The sequence below is a fragment of the Bartonella sp. HY038 genome, from assembly GCF_014117425.1.
Classification (GTDB): domain Bacteria; phylum Pseudomonadota; class Alphaproteobacteria; order Rhizobiales; family Rhizobiaceae; genus HY038.
Window position 1 is genome coordinate 2,585,666 of sequence record NZ_CP059725.1, and the last position, 18,262, is coordinate 2,603,927.

12 protein-coding genes are annotated in these 18,262 nt (G+C 42.4%); 5 read left to right on the top strand and 7 right to left on the bottom strand.

Annotation, left to right across the window (positions count from 1 at the left end; genetic code table 11):
- Nucleotides 1–198: 198 nt before the first annotated feature.
- The 6 genes from H3299_RS11150 to ubiG form a co-directional block, all read right to left on the bottom strand.
- Nucleotides 199–1,908 (bottom strand): hypothetical protein, encoded by a 1,710-nt coding sequence (locus H3299_RS11150; protein WP_182417736.1) that lies wholly within the window; start codon nucleotides 1,906–1,908, stop codon nucleotides 199–201.
- A complete protein-coding gene (locus H3299_RS11155) occupies nucleotides 1,905–4,022 on the bottom strand; it encodes a trypsin-like peptidase domain-containing protein (protein WP_182417737.1) in 2,118 nt (705 codons plus the stop codon). Before H3299_RS11155 ends, H3299_RS11150 begins: the two co-directional genes overlap by 4 nt.
- 402 nt (nucleotides 4,023–4,424) lie before the next feature.
- Nucleotides 4,425–5,159, bottom strand: coding sequence for a glycerophosphodiester phosphodiesterase family protein (locus H3299_RS11160; protein WP_182417738.1), 735 nt, complete (start codon nucleotides 5,157–5,159; stop codon nucleotides 4,425–4,427).
- Between the two features lie 380 nt (nucleotides 5,160–5,539).
- The gene (locus H3299_RS11165; RefSeq protein ID WP_182417739.1) at nucleotides 5,540–5,950 is read right to left on the bottom strand and encodes a group III truncated hemoglobin; all 411 of its coding nucleotides are present in this window, start codon (nucleotides 5,948–5,950) and stop codon (nucleotides 5,540–5,542) included.
- Between the two features lie 79 nt (nucleotides 5,951–6,029).
- Nucleotides 6,030–7,091 (bottom strand): hypothetical protein, encoded by a 1,062-nt coding sequence (locus H3299_RS11170; protein ID WP_182417740.1) that lies wholly within the window; start codon nucleotides 7,089–7,091, stop codon nucleotides 6,030–6,032.
- An 89-nt stretch (nucleotides 7,092–7,180) separates the two neighbouring features.
- Complete coding sequence (gene ubiG / locus H3299_RS11175) at nucleotides 7,181–7,927, bottom strand: bifunctional 2-polyprenyl-6-hydroxyphenol methylase/3-demethylubiquinol 3-O-methyltransferase UbiG (RefSeq protein WP_182417741.1); 747 nt, start codon at nucleotides 7,925–7,927, stop codon at nucleotides 7,181–7,183.
- 812 nt (nucleotides 7,928–8,739) lie between these two features.
- Between ubiG and mdh the strand changes: the two genes are divergently transcribed.
- The 5 genes from mdh (at nucleotide 8,740) to odhB (ending at nucleotide 16,830) form a co-directional block, all read left to right on the top strand.
- Complete coding sequence (gene mdh / locus H3299_RS11180) at nucleotides 8,740–9,702, top strand: malate dehydrogenase (RefSeq protein ID WP_182417742.1); 963 nt, start codon at nucleotides 8,740–8,742, stop codon at nucleotides 9,700–9,702.
- A gap of 62 nt (nucleotides 9,703–9,764) precedes the next feature.
- The gene (gene sucC / locus H3299_RS11185) at nucleotides 9,765–10,961 is read left to right on the top strand and encodes an ADP-forming succinate--CoA ligase subunit beta (RefSeq protein ID WP_182417743.1); all 1,197 of its coding nucleotides are present in this window, start codon (nucleotides 9,765–9,767) and stop codon (nucleotides 10,959–10,961) included.
- A gap of 3 nt (nucleotides 10,962–10,964) precedes the next feature.
- Nucleotides 10,965–11,867, top strand: coding sequence for a succinate--CoA ligase subunit alpha (sucD, locus tag H3299_RS11190; protein WP_182417744.1), 903 nt, complete (start codon nucleotides 10,965–10,967; stop codon nucleotides 11,865–11,867).
- A gap of 654 nt (nucleotides 11,868–12,521) precedes the next feature.
- Nucleotides 12,522–15,533 carry a 2-oxoglutarate dehydrogenase E1 component gene (locus H3299_RS11195; RefSeq protein WP_182417745.1) on the top strand — a complete coding sequence of 1,004 codons (3,012 nt, stop codon included), beginning with the start codon at nucleotides 12,522–12,524 and terminating at the stop codon, nucleotides 15,531–15,533.
- A gap of 73 nt (nucleotides 15,534–15,606) precedes the next feature.
- Complete coding sequence (gene odhB, locus H3299_RS11200; RefSeq protein WP_182417746.1) at nucleotides 15,607–16,830, top strand: 2-oxoglutarate dehydrogenase complex dihydrolipoyllysine-residue succinyltransferase; 1,224 nt, start codon at nucleotides 15,607–15,609, stop codon at nucleotides 16,828–16,830.
- Nucleotides 16,831–16,984: 154 nt separating this feature from the next.
- Here the strand turns inward: odhB and H3299_RS11205 are convergent, their stop codons facing one another.
- Complete coding sequence (locus H3299_RS11205) at nucleotides 16,985–18,211, bottom strand: MFS transporter (protein ID WP_182417747.1); 1,227 nt, start codon at nucleotides 18,209–18,211, stop codon at nucleotides 16,985–16,987.
- Nucleotides 18,212–18,262 lie beyond the last annotated feature (51 nt).

The following is an 18,262-nucleotide window of genomic DNA, read 5'->3' on the forward strand; positions in this document are numbered from 1 at the left end:
GTTAAATCCGAATGGTGATACGGAATAAAATAATATTCTTATACTTTGTTCATTTCAAATCCTAAAAATCTGCAAAGTATATATCTTTTTATCAATGGTCGCTTTTTTCCACTTGATTTTCAACCTTAACCAAATGCGCTTTTGATAAAAAATATACTCCGTTCATTTAAATGGAATTCACGGAGTATAATTGTTCAATTATGGATTGGTAATGACATAAATTTGCCTTGGGCTACGACGACGCGAGCCATTGGCAACACCATCAATGATCTTATCCTCAACTTTGGACTCGCCAGTTTGCGGATCCACAATCGTTTTACGAATACGCAAACGGAAAGGCGTATTGGGACGCGGATCACCATGATTGTCATAATAATCTACATAGACAGGAATCTTTGGCGGAATCTTTGATGGATCACTCCAATAGATATTTTCAACCGGCTCACGCGATAGCATATCGGGGCGTTGGTTGGCATCACGGTCAAGCGTTGCGCCACAACTTGAACGGCGTTTAAAATAAACGCGCGTGCCATTGGGACAGCGGATTGATAAGTCAAGATCAGATTTGCCCTTCCAGATAAGGGTAATTTGCAATGCACCCGTTCTTACCCCTGCCCGATTAATCACATCATCAAGTTCACGCTGACGCTCAGTTTGCTGTGGTTGTTCGGGTGTTTGTTCAGGCTCTGCGGGCTGTTCAGGCTCAGCAGGTTGTTCTGGCGGCGTTGGCTGAGGAGGTGTTGGTTGCTGCGGAGTTTCTGGTACTGGTACAGGAACAATTTCCACACGCTGCTCCGGCGCATTACCGCCATTTTGTGGCATAATAATTGTAATATTAGGTTGCCCATTATTGGGCCCAGAACCATTGTTGCCACCATCATTACCGCGATCAGCACGTTGTTCTGGCTGGCCATTGTCAAATGGATTTCTACCATCATCCGACCTTGGATTGCCATTGCGACGATTATTTGCAGGTGGCTCATTGGCTGCTTGCTGCTCAATACATTCTTGCTGCCTTTTGCGGGCTTCATCTTCAAGGTTGGTTATTTCCTTGTTTAAATCAGCAATTTTTTGCAAGCTCGGATCGTTTTCACTACCAATTTCAACCTTTGGTCCATTGACCACTGTGCTCCAACGGTTAAGCGCCGACGAACTCAATAAAAGCCAAATGAAAATAAGGGCAAGCAAAGCACAAAGCAGCCAAAAAATAAGTGCAAGCCAATTAAAGGGGCGTTTTGCAACAACGCTATTATGATGATAGGTGGTTGTATGCACCACATGTTCAACATTATGGGTTTGTTGCGATTGGTTTGTTTGCGGCGCATTTGTTGGTGTTGATTGTGCAACGGTTGGTTGACCTGCCGTTGGCTGCTCTGCATTAACTGGCGCAGGGCTTGGTTGTTCAACTGCCTGACTACTACGCACCTGAGCAGCAGTACCGGCGGTGCCAACGGCTGTAAGCCCCATGGATCGCTGCTCGTTTTGCGCCGAAACATAGCCCCAGCCAACGAGTACTGGCTTACCATCAACATCATAAAGCCAACCGCTATCTGGCGTAATCATCGCATTGCGCAAAGCCTTAGCAATTTCCTTATCACCACGCGATCCTTGCTCAAGACGGTTTGCCAAAGTAATCACCGACATTTTGCGGCTTTCAGCCGCGCTTAGCAATGCCGATTTGCTTTGTGGGTCGAGCTCTTCCATGGGTTGTGGGCGGCTATTGGCATTAACATACCAATCAACCTGTGCACCATTACCTGAAGGGATAGGTTCTGCCAAAAAATTGGCATAATCATTGCCAAGCTCGCTCACCAAGCGGTCAGTCAATAAGGCATGATCACGTTCACTAACTGGACCAACAGGGCGTAAATTATTAAGCAGAGTTATTGCAAGACGAATATTGTTCATTGTGCATTCCCCTGTTGGTTAGAAGATTGATTGCCCGAATTGGTTGACGGCCGAGTTGACTGATCGCTTGATGGTTGATTTGAAGATTGGCTACCATTGGCTGCCCCGCTACCTGCAGGTGGCGTAGAAGGTGTAGTTCCGGTTGCAGGACTTTGCGTACCGCCATTAGCACCACCACCAGATGACGGCGCCGGACTTGCAGGTGGATTAGCTGGACCATTATTACTACTACCTGTTGTAGGCGCTGCATTACCACTTGTGCTTGGCTGTGTTGACGGTTGTCTGGCATCTGGTGTTGCAGTATTTGGTTTTGCATTGTTCGGCTGCGCATTGGGTGCCGCCGGGCTGGTTGGCGCAGCCTCGCCATTGGTTGCACCCTCACCATTGGTTGTTGGCGCGGCTTGCGCTACAGCAGGCTGTTGCGCTTGCGGATTGCACTGGGTATCATCAAATTTAAAAGCCACATTGGAGCGCTTTAAAAAGCTGGTCAAGGTACTGGTGCGCTGTGCAAAGCTTAATGGAGAATTTTCTGAACCGCCAGAGCGCAAAAATGTATTAACCCCAACAGCACGGCCACAATAATCGATGAGTGGCCCGCCACTATTACCGCCAGAAATTGCTGCAGTATGCAGCATTAATTCCAAACCTTCAATGCCTTGCTGGAAAGTGGTTACCATGCCTTGCGTTACCGCCATTTCAGGAGCGGCAGTCGCATCACCGCGCAACAAGCGATGAAATACTGTGTCGGTTTCCATAATAATACCAGGGAAGCCTGCAGCAATAACACTTTCACCCTTGGCGGTTTTTCCAGCAATAGCAAGCACTGCAGGAGCGCGGGCACCGCTTACTCTTAAAACAGCAAAATCAGGAGCGCCGATTTGCGCTTCACCGCGCGAGCGGGCGACAACTTTGGCATCAATCGTTTTACCAAGCTCCTTATTAATAATTTTAACATTTTGAGCTTCACCAACCACATGCAGATTGGTTAAAATATCAGTTTCATTGATAAAGAAACCCGACCCCATACTGCCGCCTTCATCGCTATCATCTTCCACCATAATGAGAACGGTTGCCTTTTCGGCATGGGCAATTGGTCCACTGGTTGGCACAACCAACGCGCCAGAAATATCTGGCAATGGTAAATTAGGGTCAATCGCGCTAATTACGCCATCACCATTATTACCTGATCCACCACCTTGGGCACGGCCTGCCGATTGCGGGCTAGCTTCAGGCATTGGGCAACTAAAACCACTTAAACCTTTTTTTAATTCATCACGGCGTGTTTCCAACAAAGCAATAGCTTCATCTTTTTCAGTTGATGAAACCTTAATCCCAAGATTGCCAGCCGGCAAAAAATAAACTAGCAATAGAAGTGCAATAAGAAAAAGAAAAACCCCAGAGAAAATAAGCGGTAATAAAAAACCACCTCTTGATGGCGGTGCGGTGACATATTGATGTGTCTCATGCACTCTTGTTGCATCTGGATTATGGTTTTGGGCATTTTGGCTTACTTGCGAGCCTTGATGCTGATTGCCATCATTTGCAGCCACTGTCTGGCCTCCTATCAAAGGGGTGGAAAGATCGCTATCAGTGTTATGAAAATGCAAAACAGCCTTAACACCAATCACATGACCTAATCCATTATTAAAATGATTTATGCGTGTCTTTTCGTCTTTACTAATGGCTTTTGGTAAAAGCCCCCAATTAGTCAATATTGGGCGATTGGCTACCAATAATAAATCTTGATTAATATCAGCAATGTTAAACCAACGCTCTACAATTGGAAAAAGAGGCGTTGCGGCAAAAATAGTCAAAATATTTTGCCATTCTTTTTGCAATTCTTGGGCAACCCTTGCTTTTGTGCCCTCATCAAGATCTAGCCAGGCAATGGCATTACCATGCTCGTTGCAATACCAAGAAACAACATCACCACTATTATCACGCGTTTCACTAATAAAGGGTTTTGCAAAAATAAAATGACTAATTCCAGCACTATGGCGAGAAAAATAGGCCTCCACCTCATCAAAGGAATGAACAACAGCTTTTCCTTCAAAACAGGCATAGTCAAACTCTTGCAAATTATTACTTTTTAAAAAGCAGTTGAAATTATCCATTTCGCCCCCTTTTTAATTGCTAACAACAATAAAAATAATAAATGCTGCTGTTTTGTTTGCAAATGCCCCGCCCCAATCCCGTCACCGATAAATAAGTCCTATAGTCAATAAATACCAATAGGCTTTATAAAATAGTCTAGAAAAAGTGAAAGCAGATTACTTAAGAAAAATCAAGAAACAAGTTTAACTATCCATAAGTGTTTACATTAGAAAACCTATAAAATATTACAATTTTCTGCAAAGAAATTAAATTTTATGCATCATCTTAATATTAGAAAAAATTAATTTAAAAGTATTTTTCTTCTTTAATTCTATTTATTTAACAAATTTACGGCTTAATTTTAACGCAAGATACGTGCAATAATAGCCCCACAAGATAGTGGGGCTAAATAACAACTATAACTATGAAGCCTTACAAATTTCCTTACGCATTTTTAAAGCAAGGTCTGGCTGATCGGTAGTAATATATTTAACTGGTTGCTTGAGCCAATGTGCAAGCCTTGCAGGACCATTGATTGTCCACACACCCAGTTGAAAACCTTCTTCAATTGCCGCCTTGGCAAATTCAACCGAAGTTGCACTGCCGTTAAAGCTTAAATCACGATAGCCCTTATTGCGACAAGCGGCAAAATAAGCAGCAAAATCTTCTGGCATGCGCTCAACACAAGGGCCAGATGGAACACCTGCGTCAATAAATGGTTTTAAACAATCACCATCAAAACTAATTGCTGATGTGCGATTGCCCATTTTATGCGCTTCAATCAAAGCCAATGATTTTTGCGCTAAAACTAGTTCTTCAGCCTTATTGCCGCGAGTCTTTATCTCAATATGTAAACCAAGATTGCTTGGTGCCAAAGCCTCAAGCACGTCTTCAAGCAAAGGTGGCGCTTCATGACCGCCGCTTATGCGCAAAGCTTTGCGCTCGTCATTATTAAGCTCGGATATATCATCGCTTCTGCCTGCCAGTTGCTCAAGATGAAAATCATGAAAAACCACGACTTCACCGCTTTTTAGCAAATGCACGTCACATTCTACTTCATCAGCACCAAGCACGATGGCATTCATAAAAGCCGAAAGGCTATTTTCTGGTGCAAGTGCTGCACCTCCGCGATGGGCTGTAATTTTTGGCTTATGCATAGCAACCTCTTATTAAACAATAAATAGTTAATCACTTTAAATAATGGCAAAGGATAATGGACCTTAGAGTCAGGACCTATTAATTTAAACGAAATGGCATGAGAAAAATTTTATGAGAACCCAAAGATTAAATGCGAGAAGAGCCGCTGAGAAATATAAATATTTTCAAGGCTCCTCGTCAAAGCTATCACAAAAATTAACATATCCTGAAAGGACACAAAACAGTTGTAATCCACAGCAATGTAAAGCTCAAATGGGTATACCACCCACTTTATACTTTCCTCCCCTTTATATTTTAAATTATATATCTTTGCTGTTCATTGTGCTTGTTTCTTTAGATTCATAGCTTCTCACGCTAAATCATAAATCAAAAAATTATTTCAATCCTTATTTCGGTAATAGCGCTCGCCATTCATGGTTGAAGCACCATTAAAATGCGCAACACCCATTTCTAAACTTTTAGCGATATGGGCTGCCTTTTGCTTAAAGATTTCTGCATCATGAGGTAGACACAAATCATCTACCGTTTGCCTAAAGATATCAAGCCAATGGTCAAAATGCTGCGCATCAATATCAAGCACGACATGTTTAGGCATTGGTCGCCCTTCATAACGGCCACTATGCAGCATCACCGCCGACCAAAAGGCAAACATTTGCTGTAGATGCGGCTCCCAATTTTTTATCTTTTCTTCAAAAATTGGGCCTAGCAATGCATCGGCTCGCACTCTATCATAAAAATGTCGCACCACGGTTTCAATCAATACTTCGTTAACTGCACTGGTTTGCGTCATTCTTACTTCCCTTCATTTTGCTGACAAAATTTTATCAAAACCAAAATCTGTTTAGTTTTAAGCTTGTCATCATGTCAGCCTAATCTTCAATACGAACTCGGACGGCAAAAATATCAATTTCATATTCAGGGCCCAATAAAGCGCTTTGTAAAAAGAGTTGGCCATTATTATTAATGTTCTGCGGAATTTCAACCGAAAAAAGCAGATCTTCTCGTGTTTGGGGCAAATCAAAATTACGCTTGCCACAACTATTATCCAAGCCAAAATCACAGGTAATAGCAATTTGTGCCGTTGCATCATTGACGCTACTTGCAATCACATTAAAATAAACTGTTTTACCACGCAATTGCTCAATAACGCCCTCACCAACGTCGATGACAACTTTATCATCAAGACTATTGGATTTAAAACGCAAGGCACGATTATTACCTTCACCTTTTATTTGCGCCTCAGCACTTCCTTGCACTGAAAAATCGTTAATTCGTGATGGATCAAAAACCGTTATCCAACCACCATCTTGGGAAACCTGTGCTTGATCGGTAATGGTTGCCGGTGGATTGGATGTTTGTGGGGTTGCATCATCAGGGCGATTAATGGCAGTAAGACTATTATAAAACGCCCAAGCCACTAAAACCAACAACAGCAATAAAACCATTAAAATAAGGTTGGAACGCCACCAACTATGGCGCTTTTGTAGCCTTGATGCTTGCCCCCCTGGTGGTGCAAAGCCCAATTCCTCTGGACCAATACCACTAGTCTTATTTTGACTGGCCTTTTCATCTATTTCTTGCAAAATGCCGTTTTCAATATCTTCGACCATGCGATCGGCATCATCAATGCTATTACCAACTTGCGGCCGCCTATCTTCAAAAGCTCCGTCATCAAAAGCTGCTTCAATTGCGTCATTTGGCGATGTTGTAGGCACATCATCAATTTGACTATATTCACTCTCAATTTCTTGGATAAGCGTGGTAAGCATATTACGTAAGGCATTACGATCTTCATCGCTTAAATGAGGATCGCCGATAATTGACCTTTCATGGTTTTCCCAAACTGCACGATAAACCTGCTCACGCAAATTATCATTAGATGTGTCAATTTTTTCTAACGTATGACGTATAACTTGCTCGATATTTGGCAAAGACGACCCCTTCACACGACTCTTAAACAAAAGTTTCAACCAATATGCTTATAGCTATCCACCCTATCAAAAAGGCTTTGATAGCTAAATTACTTTAAGCGTCGCGCCAATAGCATATAATTTGCATCCATATCGCGTGAGCGATTCCAGCTATCTTTTATCGGGTTAAATGTAATACCCAATTCGTCGATAACTGATAGACCATTGGAGCCAAGCTCTTTCTTCAACTCTTCAGGACGCAAAAATTTGTCATAGCTATGGGTGCCCTTTGGCAACCAACGCAAGACATATTCAGCACCAATAATTACCAAAGCCCAAGCTTTCAAAGTACGATTAATTGTTGCAACAAACATCAACCCTTGCGGCTTCACCATAGCTGAACATGCCTCCATGAAAAGATGTACATCGGCAACATGCTCAACAACTTCCATATTAAGGACACAGTCGAATTTTTCGCCTGCAGCAGCTAGATCTTCAGCTGTCGTTGCGCGATAATCAATGGTAACACCACTTTGCTCCGCATGAATTTTTGCAACTTCAATATTGGTTGCAGAAGCATCTGCTCCCACAACATAAGCACCAAGACGGGCCAATGGCTCGCATAATAGCCCTCCACCACAACCAATATCCAAAATACGCAACCCCTCTAGCGGTAGAGCCGCCAAAGGATCACGATCGAAAGCCAAACAGATTTTTTCTTTAATATAAGCAAGACGTGTAGGATTAAATTTATGCAAAGGGCGAAATTTACCTTCAGGGTTCCACCACTCGGCCGCAATACGCGAAAAACGCTCAACTTCTGTTTCATCAATAGTTGTACGAGCAGCCTCTGTCATGATAGTCTCCTAAACACTTTCAGTATTATCAATTTATATTATAAATAAGGGTAATATTTTATCCCAATTTGCGGATAAATATTCGAGCCATTTTACCACAACCGAGTTATCTTTACTAGTCAACCTTATAACATGCTTCTTGGCTGCTAAAAAAGATAAGATACACATATAACCCTTTTAGATTATATATATAGAAATTCAATTAAAATTAGCACCTCATATAATGTAATTTTAGATAATTATCTTTTTTCAAAGCCGTTTTTGATAAAGAATACTTCTGATAAAAATAGTGAAAAAAACATTTATCACATTAAACCAAATGGTTTGAAAATTAATAAACACATAAAAGTGATTATAAACCAAAAACACCTGAATCAATAAAAAAAATATATGGATAATAATGTCACTATTTTAAGCAAAATACTTACGTTAACGTAAACTGCTACACCTTTAAGCCTTTGTTTTTATTACAATCATAATAAATTGTTGTTTTTTTCTAAAATATAACCTATAGAATTTTATGTTAGTCTTTTTCGCGGATATTTTTATGCTTTTACTATGACTAATTTTAAAAAATTAGGTGCGATTATGCCTTAGTCATATTAAGCATTAAAGATGAATTTGGATATATCATGAAAACTTCATGATGATACCATAATTCTAGGTTCATCATTCGTGAAAACTGACAAGTGAATAAATGTCGAGTCTATAGGCTTTTAAGTTTAACAATTTGGCAGTATTCGGGATTTGAGGAAACCTTTGGTTAACAGCATTGAGCATTTGCTCATACAAAGTTTGAGGAAGAGACCAAAATGGCACGCAATAAAATCGCATTAATCGGATCAGGCATGATCGGTGGCACACTTGCCCATATGATCGGCCTTAAGGAACTCGGCGACGTTGTTCTTTTTGATATTGCAGAAGGTGTTCCGCAGGGAAAAGGGCTTGATATCGCAGAATCCTCACCGGTTGACGGTTTTGACGCACATTTCAAAGGCGCAAATGATTATGCTGCTATTGAAGGCGCCGATGTTGTTATCGTAACCGCCGGTGTACCTCGTAAGCCAGGCATGAGCCGCGACGATCTTCTTGGCATCAATCTTAAAGTGATGGAACAAGTTGGCGCCGGCATTAAGCAATATGCGCCAAACGCATTTGTTATCTGCATCACCAATCCACTTGATGCGATGGTTTGGGCATTACAAAAATTTTCTGGTCTTCCAGCCAATAAAGTTGTCGGTATGGCTGGTGTTCTTGATTCTTCGCGCTTCCGTTATTTCTTGGCTGAAGAATTCAACGTATCGGTTGAAGATGTAACAGCATTCGTTCTTGGTGGTCATGGCGACTCCATGGTGCCACTTGCACGCTACTCAACTGTTGCCGGTATTCCTTTGCCTGATCTTGTTAAAATGGGTTGGACAACTCAGGAAAAGCTTGATCAAATCATTCAACGCACCCGTGATGGCGGCGCCGAAATCGTTGCACTTTTAAAAACAGGCTCGGCCTTTTATGCACCAGCTGCATCAGCAATCGCTATGGCTGAATCATATCTTAAAGATAAAAAACGCGTTCTTCCAGTTGCCGCTCATCTTTCAGGCCAATATGGTCTTGATGATGTTTATGTTGGCGTACCAGTAGTTCTTGGTGCTGGCGGCGTTGAGCGCGTCATTGAAATTGAGCTTAACAGCGAAGACAAGCAAGCATTTGACAAGTCTGTCAACGCGGTTAAGGGGCTTTGCGAAGCCTGTGCAACTATTGCACCTAGCTTAAAATAAGAAATTGATCCGGGCTTTTATTAGCCCGGGTCTACACGCTTTCAACCAAAGAAGGATTAGATATGGATATCCATGAATATCAGGCCAAAAGGCTTCTTCATGAATATGGTGCGCCTATTGCTAATGGTGTTGCCATTTATTCTGCTGAACAAGCTGAAGAATGGGCAAAAAAATTGCCTGGGCCGCTTTACGTTGTAAAAAGCCAGATCCATGCTGGTGGCCGCGGTAAAGGTAAATTCAAGGAATTAGGGCCTGATGCAAAAGGTGGTGTACGCCTTGCTCATTCCATTGAAGAAGTTGTTGCTAATGTCAAGGAAATGCTCGGCAATACTCTTGTTACCAAGCAGACAGGTCCTGCTGGTAAGCAAGTAAACCGTCTTTACATCGAAGACGGCGCTGACATTTCACGCGAACTTTATCTTTCCATTTTGGTTGACCGCACTGTTGGTCAAGTGGCCTTTGTTGTTTCGACCGAAGGTGGCATGGATATTGAAGCTGTTGCTGAAGAAACACCTGAAAAAATCGTTACCGTTGCAATTAATCCAGATACAGGTGTAACTGCAGACGATGCTAACAAACTTGCTGATGCATTGAAGCTTGAAGGTGATGCACGTGAAGATGGGCTGAAGCTTTTCCCAATTCTTTATAAAGCCTTCACTGAAAAAGACATGAGCCTTTTGGAAATCAACCCACTTATCGTTATGACAGATGGTCATGTACGTGTGCTTGATGCCAAGGTTTCATTTGATAATAATGCTTTGTTCCGTCATGCTGATATCCTCGCTTTGCGTGATACAACTGAAGAAGATCCAAAGGAAATTGAAGCATCGAAATATGACCTTGCCTATGTTGCTCTTGAAGGTAATATTGGCTGTATGGTCAATGGTGCCGGGCTTGCTATGGCGACCATGGATATTATCAAGCTTTACGGTGCAGAGCCTGCAAACTTCCTAGATGTTGGCGGCGGCGCTTCAAAAGAAAAAGTAACAGCAGCCTTTAAGATCATTACAACGGATCCAAATGTAAAAGGCATTCTGGTTAATATTTTCGGCGGTATCATGCGCTGCGATATTATTGCAGAAGGCGTTTGCGCTGCAGTGAAAGAAGTTGGCTTGCAAGTGCCGCTCGTTGTGCGCCTTGAAGGCACCAATGTTGAAGCCGGCAAGAAAATTATCAATGAAAGCGGCTTGAACGTTATTTCTGCCGATGATCTTGATGACGCAGCGCAAAAAATTGTTGCTGCGGTGAAGGGAGCCTAAGCTATGTCCATTCTTGTTACAAGAGACACCAAAGTTCTCGTTCAAGGTCTAACCGGTAAAACTGGTACATTCCACACCGAACAGGCTCTTGCCTATCATGGCACGCAAATGGTTGGCGGTATTCACCCTAAAAAGGGTGGCGAAGTTTGGACTGCAACGAGCGGTCAAGAATTGCCAATCTTCACCAGTGTTGCTGAAGGTAAAGAAAAAACTGGTGCTGATGCATCAGTAATCTATGTACCACCAGCAGGTGCTGCTGATGCAATTATCGAAGCGATTGAAGCTGAAATTGGTTTAATCGTCTGTATTACTGAAGGCATTCCTGTGCTTGACATGGTACGGGTTAAAGCCCGCCTTGATAAGTCAAAATCACGTCTTCTTGGACCTAACTGCCCAGGCGTTCTAACTCCTGATCAGTGCAAGATCGGCATTATGCCCGGTTCAATCTTCCAAAAAGGTTCTGTAGGCGTTGTTTCGCGCTCTGGTACCCTTACCTATGAAGCTGTTTTCCAAACTTCGCAAGAAGGCCTTGGCCAAACAACTGCTGTTGGCATTGGTGGTGATCCAGTTAAGGGCACTGAATTCATTGACATGCTTGAAATGTTCCTAGCTGATGATGAAACCAAGTCGATCGTGATGATTGGTGAAATTGGCGGTAGCGCTGAAGAAGATGCAGCACAATTCCTTAAAGATGAAGCTAAAAAAGGCCGTAAAAAGCCTATGGTTGGCTTTATTGCAGGACGCACAGCACCTCCAGGACGCACCATGGGTCATGCCGGTGCGGTTATTTCTGGCGGTAAAGGCGGCGCTGAAGACAAGATTGCGGCTATGGAATCTGCAGGTATTAAAATCACAGATTCACCAGCACGCATTGGTAAAACTTTGGCAGATTTGCTTAAGGGCTAATCTTTCTTAAATGCCTAGATAGTTTTCAAGGTATTTAAGTGTCACAATTTGGGGTGGCGTTTAGCCACTCCATAAAAGCTAAATTATTACTGGTAAAACTAAGTCATTATGGGCAATGCAACTATAAAACCCAATTTTATGTAAAATAGCATTTATATAAACATAAAGGCAAATAACATAAATAAGGCTTATCTGTGTAATGAAGTTAGCTGAACTATTTTAAAATGCAGTTGCAGCGCAGTTATAATAATTTTGCCTGCAAATGAAAAACGAAAAGAATTGAATACTTTTAATGCGTTAAAACAAGTTTTACGCATGTTATGTTCGGGAGAACTCCTAACGCTTTAAATCCATCATGGTATAAAAGGCGGTTTGGAAAAGGTGGACATAGTAAGGAATGGATTGGGCGGCAAAATAGTGATGAAAGTGTTTGATGGCAAAAGCCATGATTCATATAAACTCATCAACGCTACCCAAAATATAATAAAGAGAAAACGGGTTCACCGACTATTTTTTGTTTTTTTAGAGCCTATATAAATATCAAGGCAAATTACGAAAAATAGTATTGAACTGATTAAGTTTTATAAGCTCTGGTCTATAATGACAATTATAACCAGCCCTTTAAAGGAGACGGAAGCTTTTTCCGTAAAGTAAATGGCAAGGCAAGAACAGGCAAATGATCTTTTGGCCCTTACCTCTTTTCTAGATGGTGGTAATGCTGATTACATCGATCAGCTTTATGCACAATATGAAAAAGACCCAGGTTCAGTTGATCCTCAATGGCAAGAATTTTTTAGCACTCTTCATGATGATAAAAATGATGTCGAGAAAAATGCAGCAGGCGCTTCATGGCAGCGGACGAACTGGCCGCTTAAAGCGACAGGCGAGCTTGTTTCAGCACTTGACGGTAATTGGGCCAGTGTTGAGCAACATATGAGCGATAAGCTCAAGAGTAAATCTGCCGCTGGTAGCGCCAAAAATGAAAAAGGCGAAGCCGTTGCAGCTTTAACGCAAGAACAATTAGTCAATGCCGCTCGTGATAGCGTGCGTGCTATCATGATGATCCGCGCTTATCGTATGCGTGGCCACCTTCATGCCAAGCTAGATCCTTTACAGCTTGCTGAACCGGTTGAAGATTACAATGAATTAGCACCTGAAACCTATGGTTTCACCAAGGATGACTATAACCGCAAGATCTTTATCGATAATGTTCTTGGTCTTGAATATGCAACCATTCCACAAATGTTGGAAATTTTGAATCGCACCTATTGCTCGACCATTGGTGTGGAATTCATGCATATTTCAGATCCTGCTCAAAAAGCATGGATTCAAGAACGCCTTGAAGGCCCTCATAAGGAAATCGCTTTTACGCCTGAAGGTAAAAAAGCAATCTTAAACAAGCTTATCGAAGCTGAAGGCTTTGAGCAGTTTCTTGATGTGAAATATAAAGGTACTAAGCGTTTCGGTCTTGATGGCGGTGAAGCTCTTATTCCAGCTCTTGAACAAATTATTAAGCGCGGCGGCGCTATGGGTGTTCAAGAAATCACCTTTGGTATGGCACATCGTGGTCGTTTGAATGTTTTGACCCAAACTTTGTCAAAGCCACATCGTGCTATTTTCCACGAATTCAAGGGCGGTTCTTATAAGCCAGATGATGTTGCAGGCTCAGGCGATGTGAAATATCACCTTGGTACCTCATCTGACCGTGAATTTGATGGCAATAAAGTGCATTTGTCACTTTTACCTAACCCTTCCCATTTGGAAATTGTTGATCCTGTCGTTATTGGTAAAACCCGCGCCAAGCAAGATCAATTGGTAGGTCCAACCCGTACCGATCTTATTCCATTAAGTGAGAGGGCAAAAGTTATGCCTCTTCTCATTCATGGTGATGCGGCATTTGCGGGTCAAGGTGTTATCCAAGAAACATTTGGCCTTTCAGGTTTGAAAGGTTATCGTGTCGCTGGTTCTATCCACGTTATCATTAATAACCAGATTGGCTTCACCACCAATCCTCGTTACTCACGTTCTTCGCCATATCCATCAGATGTTGCAAAGATGATTGAGGCGCCAATTCTACACGTTAATGGCGATGATCCAGAAGCTGTAGTTTTTGCGGCTAAAGTGGTTACTGAATTTAGACAAATTTTCCATAAGCCTGTCGTCTTAGATTTATTCTGCTATCGTCGTTATGGCCATAATGAAGGTGATGAACCATCATTCACACAGCCATTAATGTATAAGGCCATTCGTGGTCATAAAACCACAACTCAGCTTTATGCCGACCGCTTAATTAGCGAAGGTTTGTTGACAGCGGAAGAATTTGAAGCACAACGCCAAAAATGGCGCGATAAGCTTGAAATCGAATTTGAAGCAGGCTCCGCCTATAAGCCTAATAAAGCTGATTGGCTTGATGGCGCTTGGACAGGACTACGCGCTGCTGATAATGCTGATGAACAACGTCGCGGTGCAACCGGCGTTGCAGTTAAAACCTTGAAAGAAATCGGCAGCAAGCTTGTCGAAATTCCAGAAGGTTTTCAGGTTCACCGCACCATTCAACGCTTCCTTGACAATCGCACCAAGATGATTGAAACAGGTGAAGGTATTGATTGGGCAACGGCAGAAGCCTTGGCATTTGGTACTTTAGTAACTGAAGGCAATCCAATTCGTCTTTCTGGTGAAGATGTTGAACGTGGCACATTCTCCCAGCGCCATTCGGTTCTATATGACCAAGACACTGAAAATCGCTACATTCCGCTTAACCATTTGCAAAAAGGCCAAGCTATTTATGAGCCGATTAACTCCATGTTATCGGAAGAAGCAGTTTTGGGCTTTGAATATGGTTATTCCCTTGCTGAACCACGTGGCTTAACGCTTTGGGAAGGCCAATTTGGCGATTTTGCCAATGGTGCGCAGGTTGTCTTTGACCAATTTATTTCTTCTGGTGAGAGTAAATGGTTAAGAATGTCTGGTCTTGTTTGCTTGCTTCCTCATGGCTATGAAGGTCAAGGTCCTGAGCATTCATCTGCCCGTCTTGAGCGTTATTTGCAGCTTTGTGCTGAAGATAATATGCAGGTTGCCAATTGTACAACACCTGCCAATTACTTCCACATTTTGCGTCGTCAAATGAAGCGCGATTTCCGCAAGCCATTGGTTCTTATGACGCCTAAGTCATTATTGCGCCATAAGCGTGCTGTTTCAAGCCTAAGCGAACTAGGTCCAGATACTAGCTTCCACCGCCTATTGCTTGATGATGCGCAATATTTGAAAGACCAACCAATTGAATTGCAAAAGGATGCCAATATCCGCCGCGTTGTAATTTGTTCGGGTAAGGTTTATTACGACCTTTATGAAGAACGCGAAAAGCGCGGTATTAATGATGTTTACCTGCTTCGTGTGGAACAGATTTATCCATTCCCTGCAAAAGCCTTGGTAAATGTCTTATCACGCTTCCGCAATGCTGAGATTGTTTGGTGTCAAGAAGAACCTAAAAATATGGGTGCTTGGTCGTTTGTTGAGCCTTATATTGAGTGGGTACTTGCCCATATTGATGCGAAATATCCACGTGCACGTTATGCTGGCCGTTCTGCCTCTGCTTCACCAGCAACGGGCTTAATGTCGAAACACCTTGAACAACTTGCAGCCTTCCTAGAGGATGCGCTTGTTTAAATATTAATTTCAAGTCTATCTTAGCTTTTGCCAAGATAGACTTCCCGAAACTTAAGTCTAATGGAATGTAATTATGGCAACTGAAATTCGTGTTCCCACATTGGGTGAATCTGTTACCGAAGCAACAATCGGCAAATGGTATAAGCAACCTGGTGAATCAGTTAACGCTGATGAGCCGCTTGTTGAGCTTGAAACTGATAAGGTAACAGTTGACGTGCCTGCCCCTGCAAGTGGCAAGCTTGGTGATATTTTGGTAAAGGAAGGCGACACTGTTGAAGTTGGCGCTTTGCTTGGTACCTTGGTTGAAGGCGCTGCCGGCGCTGCACCTGCCGCACCAAAGGCTGAAGCTGCTGCACCCGCAGTTACAGCACCTGCCGCTCCAGCTACAGCTCCTGCATCTTCATCAGCTACACCACCTGCACCATCAGCTGCTAAGCTTATGGCTGAAAACAACTTATCAGCAAGCCAAGTTGATGGTTCAGGCAAACGCGGTCAAGTGCTTAAGGGTGATGTTCTTGATGCATTATCTAAGCCTAGCGCTGCTGCTAGCGCGCCAGTTGTTGCCGCACCACGCGCAGCATCTGCACCAGATGATGAAGCACGTGAAGAACGTGTACGCATGACCAAATTGCGCCAAACAATTGCTAAGCGTTTGAAAGAAGTGCAAAATACTGCGGCAATGCTTACCACTTTCAACGAAGTGGATATGAGCGCTGTTATGGAATTGCGTAAGCGTTACCGCGATGTATTTGAGAAAAAGCATGGCGTTAAGCTTGGCTTCATGGGCTTCTTCACCAAGGCTGTTTGCCACGCCCTTAAGGAAGTTCCAGCAATCAATGCTGAAATTGATGGCACAGATATCATTTACAAAAACTATGCCCATGTTGGTATTGCAGTAGGTACTGATAAGGGTCTTGTTGTGCCAGTGGTACGCGATGCTGACCAAATGTCAATTGCACAGATTGAAAAAGAAATTGGTCGTCTTGGCCGTTTGGCACGCGATAGCAAGCTTGGTATTGCTGATATGCGCGGTGGCACATTTACCATCACCAATGGTGGTATTTACGGCTCACTCATGTCAACGCCAATCATCAATGCACCACAATCAGCAATTCTTGGTATGCATGCCATTAAAGAACGTCCAATTGCAGTTAATGGCCAAGTTGTCATTCGTCCAATGATGTATTTGGCTGTTTCATACGATCACCGTATCGTTGATGGTGCAGAAGCTGTGACATTCCTCGTACGCATTAAAGAAAGCCTCGAAGATCCAGAACGTTTGGTTCTTGACCTTTAATCTTCTTTCCATCGCATAATGCTTAAAAGGCGCTTTATCGCAAGGTAAAGCGCCTTTATTTTTGAACTCACTTGCCATTTTGGAAATTGGCAAGTGAGTTTATCAGCTAGGTTTTTAGGTAAAATCTATTAAAATATGACAGCAATATTTGATCTTATTGTATTTCATTCGTTTTTTTTGTTTCTGGCATAAAGAAATATGCGATAATGAGCCCCATCAAGGCAATTGAGCCTAGCGTTAAAAATGCTTCTGCATAGCCAAATTTTACAACAATGCCGCCAGCCAAACTTGCGCTTAAAGCTGCACCAACGCCTTGTATAAAAGCAACGATGCCTTGAGCCGAATTATAATTTCCTTTGCCCCACATAATATCGGCGATAACCACTGGAAGCAGCGCACCTAAAATGCCAGCCCCAACCCCATCGAATAATTGCACAAAAAATAGCCAATAGACATTGTCCCATAATGGATACAAAAATCCTCTTAGGGTTAAAAAGAAAAAAGCCAAAATTATAAATTTTTTTCTTCCCCATAGATCTGCTTTGGCTGCAACAAGCAATGCAATCGGTATCATGACAATTTGTGCGGCCATGGTACATAATGCAACCAAAGAGGTTGCATGTTCAGCGCCAACAAGTTTACTTAAATATTGCCCCAAAGTTGGTAGCATTGCAGCATTTGCCAAATGAAACACCGCCATTAAAAAGGCAAAAATCAATAAGGATGGGACAAGTAGTATTTTTTTAAATTCTAGCGGCGGCCCAGCACTTTCATCGATGCCTTGCACGGCCTTTTTGTCAATTGAAGAGGATGGAATAAGTAGAATAGAAATAATCGAGAATATTGTTAAAATCGCCATAAGCCAAAAAACAACTTCAGGTCCAAAAAGATAAGCGCCCATCGCCGCCAATGCCGCAGAAAAGAAATTTCCGGCATGATTAAAAGCTTCATTTCGGCCTATTCTACGGGTAAAATATCTTGGCCCAACAATGCCAAGCGATATACCGGCTATTGCAGGCGCAAAAACACCTGCTGCCATTGTTGTTACTGATTGTGTAAGGGTTATAATAAAAAACGACGACACAAAAGGTAAAAACAAGCATCCGGCTGTTACAATTAACGCCGCCAAGATAAGTAAAGCACGTTTCGCATTTACTTTATCAATAATATAGCCAATTGGAGACAATGTTAAAAGCCCGCATAGTCCAGCAATCGTCATGACAAGACCAATTGTCGCCTCATTCCATCCTTGCTCAGGCCCTTTTACAGCTAGAAGATAAATTGAAAGATAAGGACCTAACCCATCGCGAACATCGGCTAAAAAGAAGTTTACACCATCGAGTGCTTTGAAAGCAGAAGTTTTATTTTTAAATTCTGGCAATTATTGTTCTCATTTCAACTGGATAGATAAGGCGCATTAGTTAAAAATATT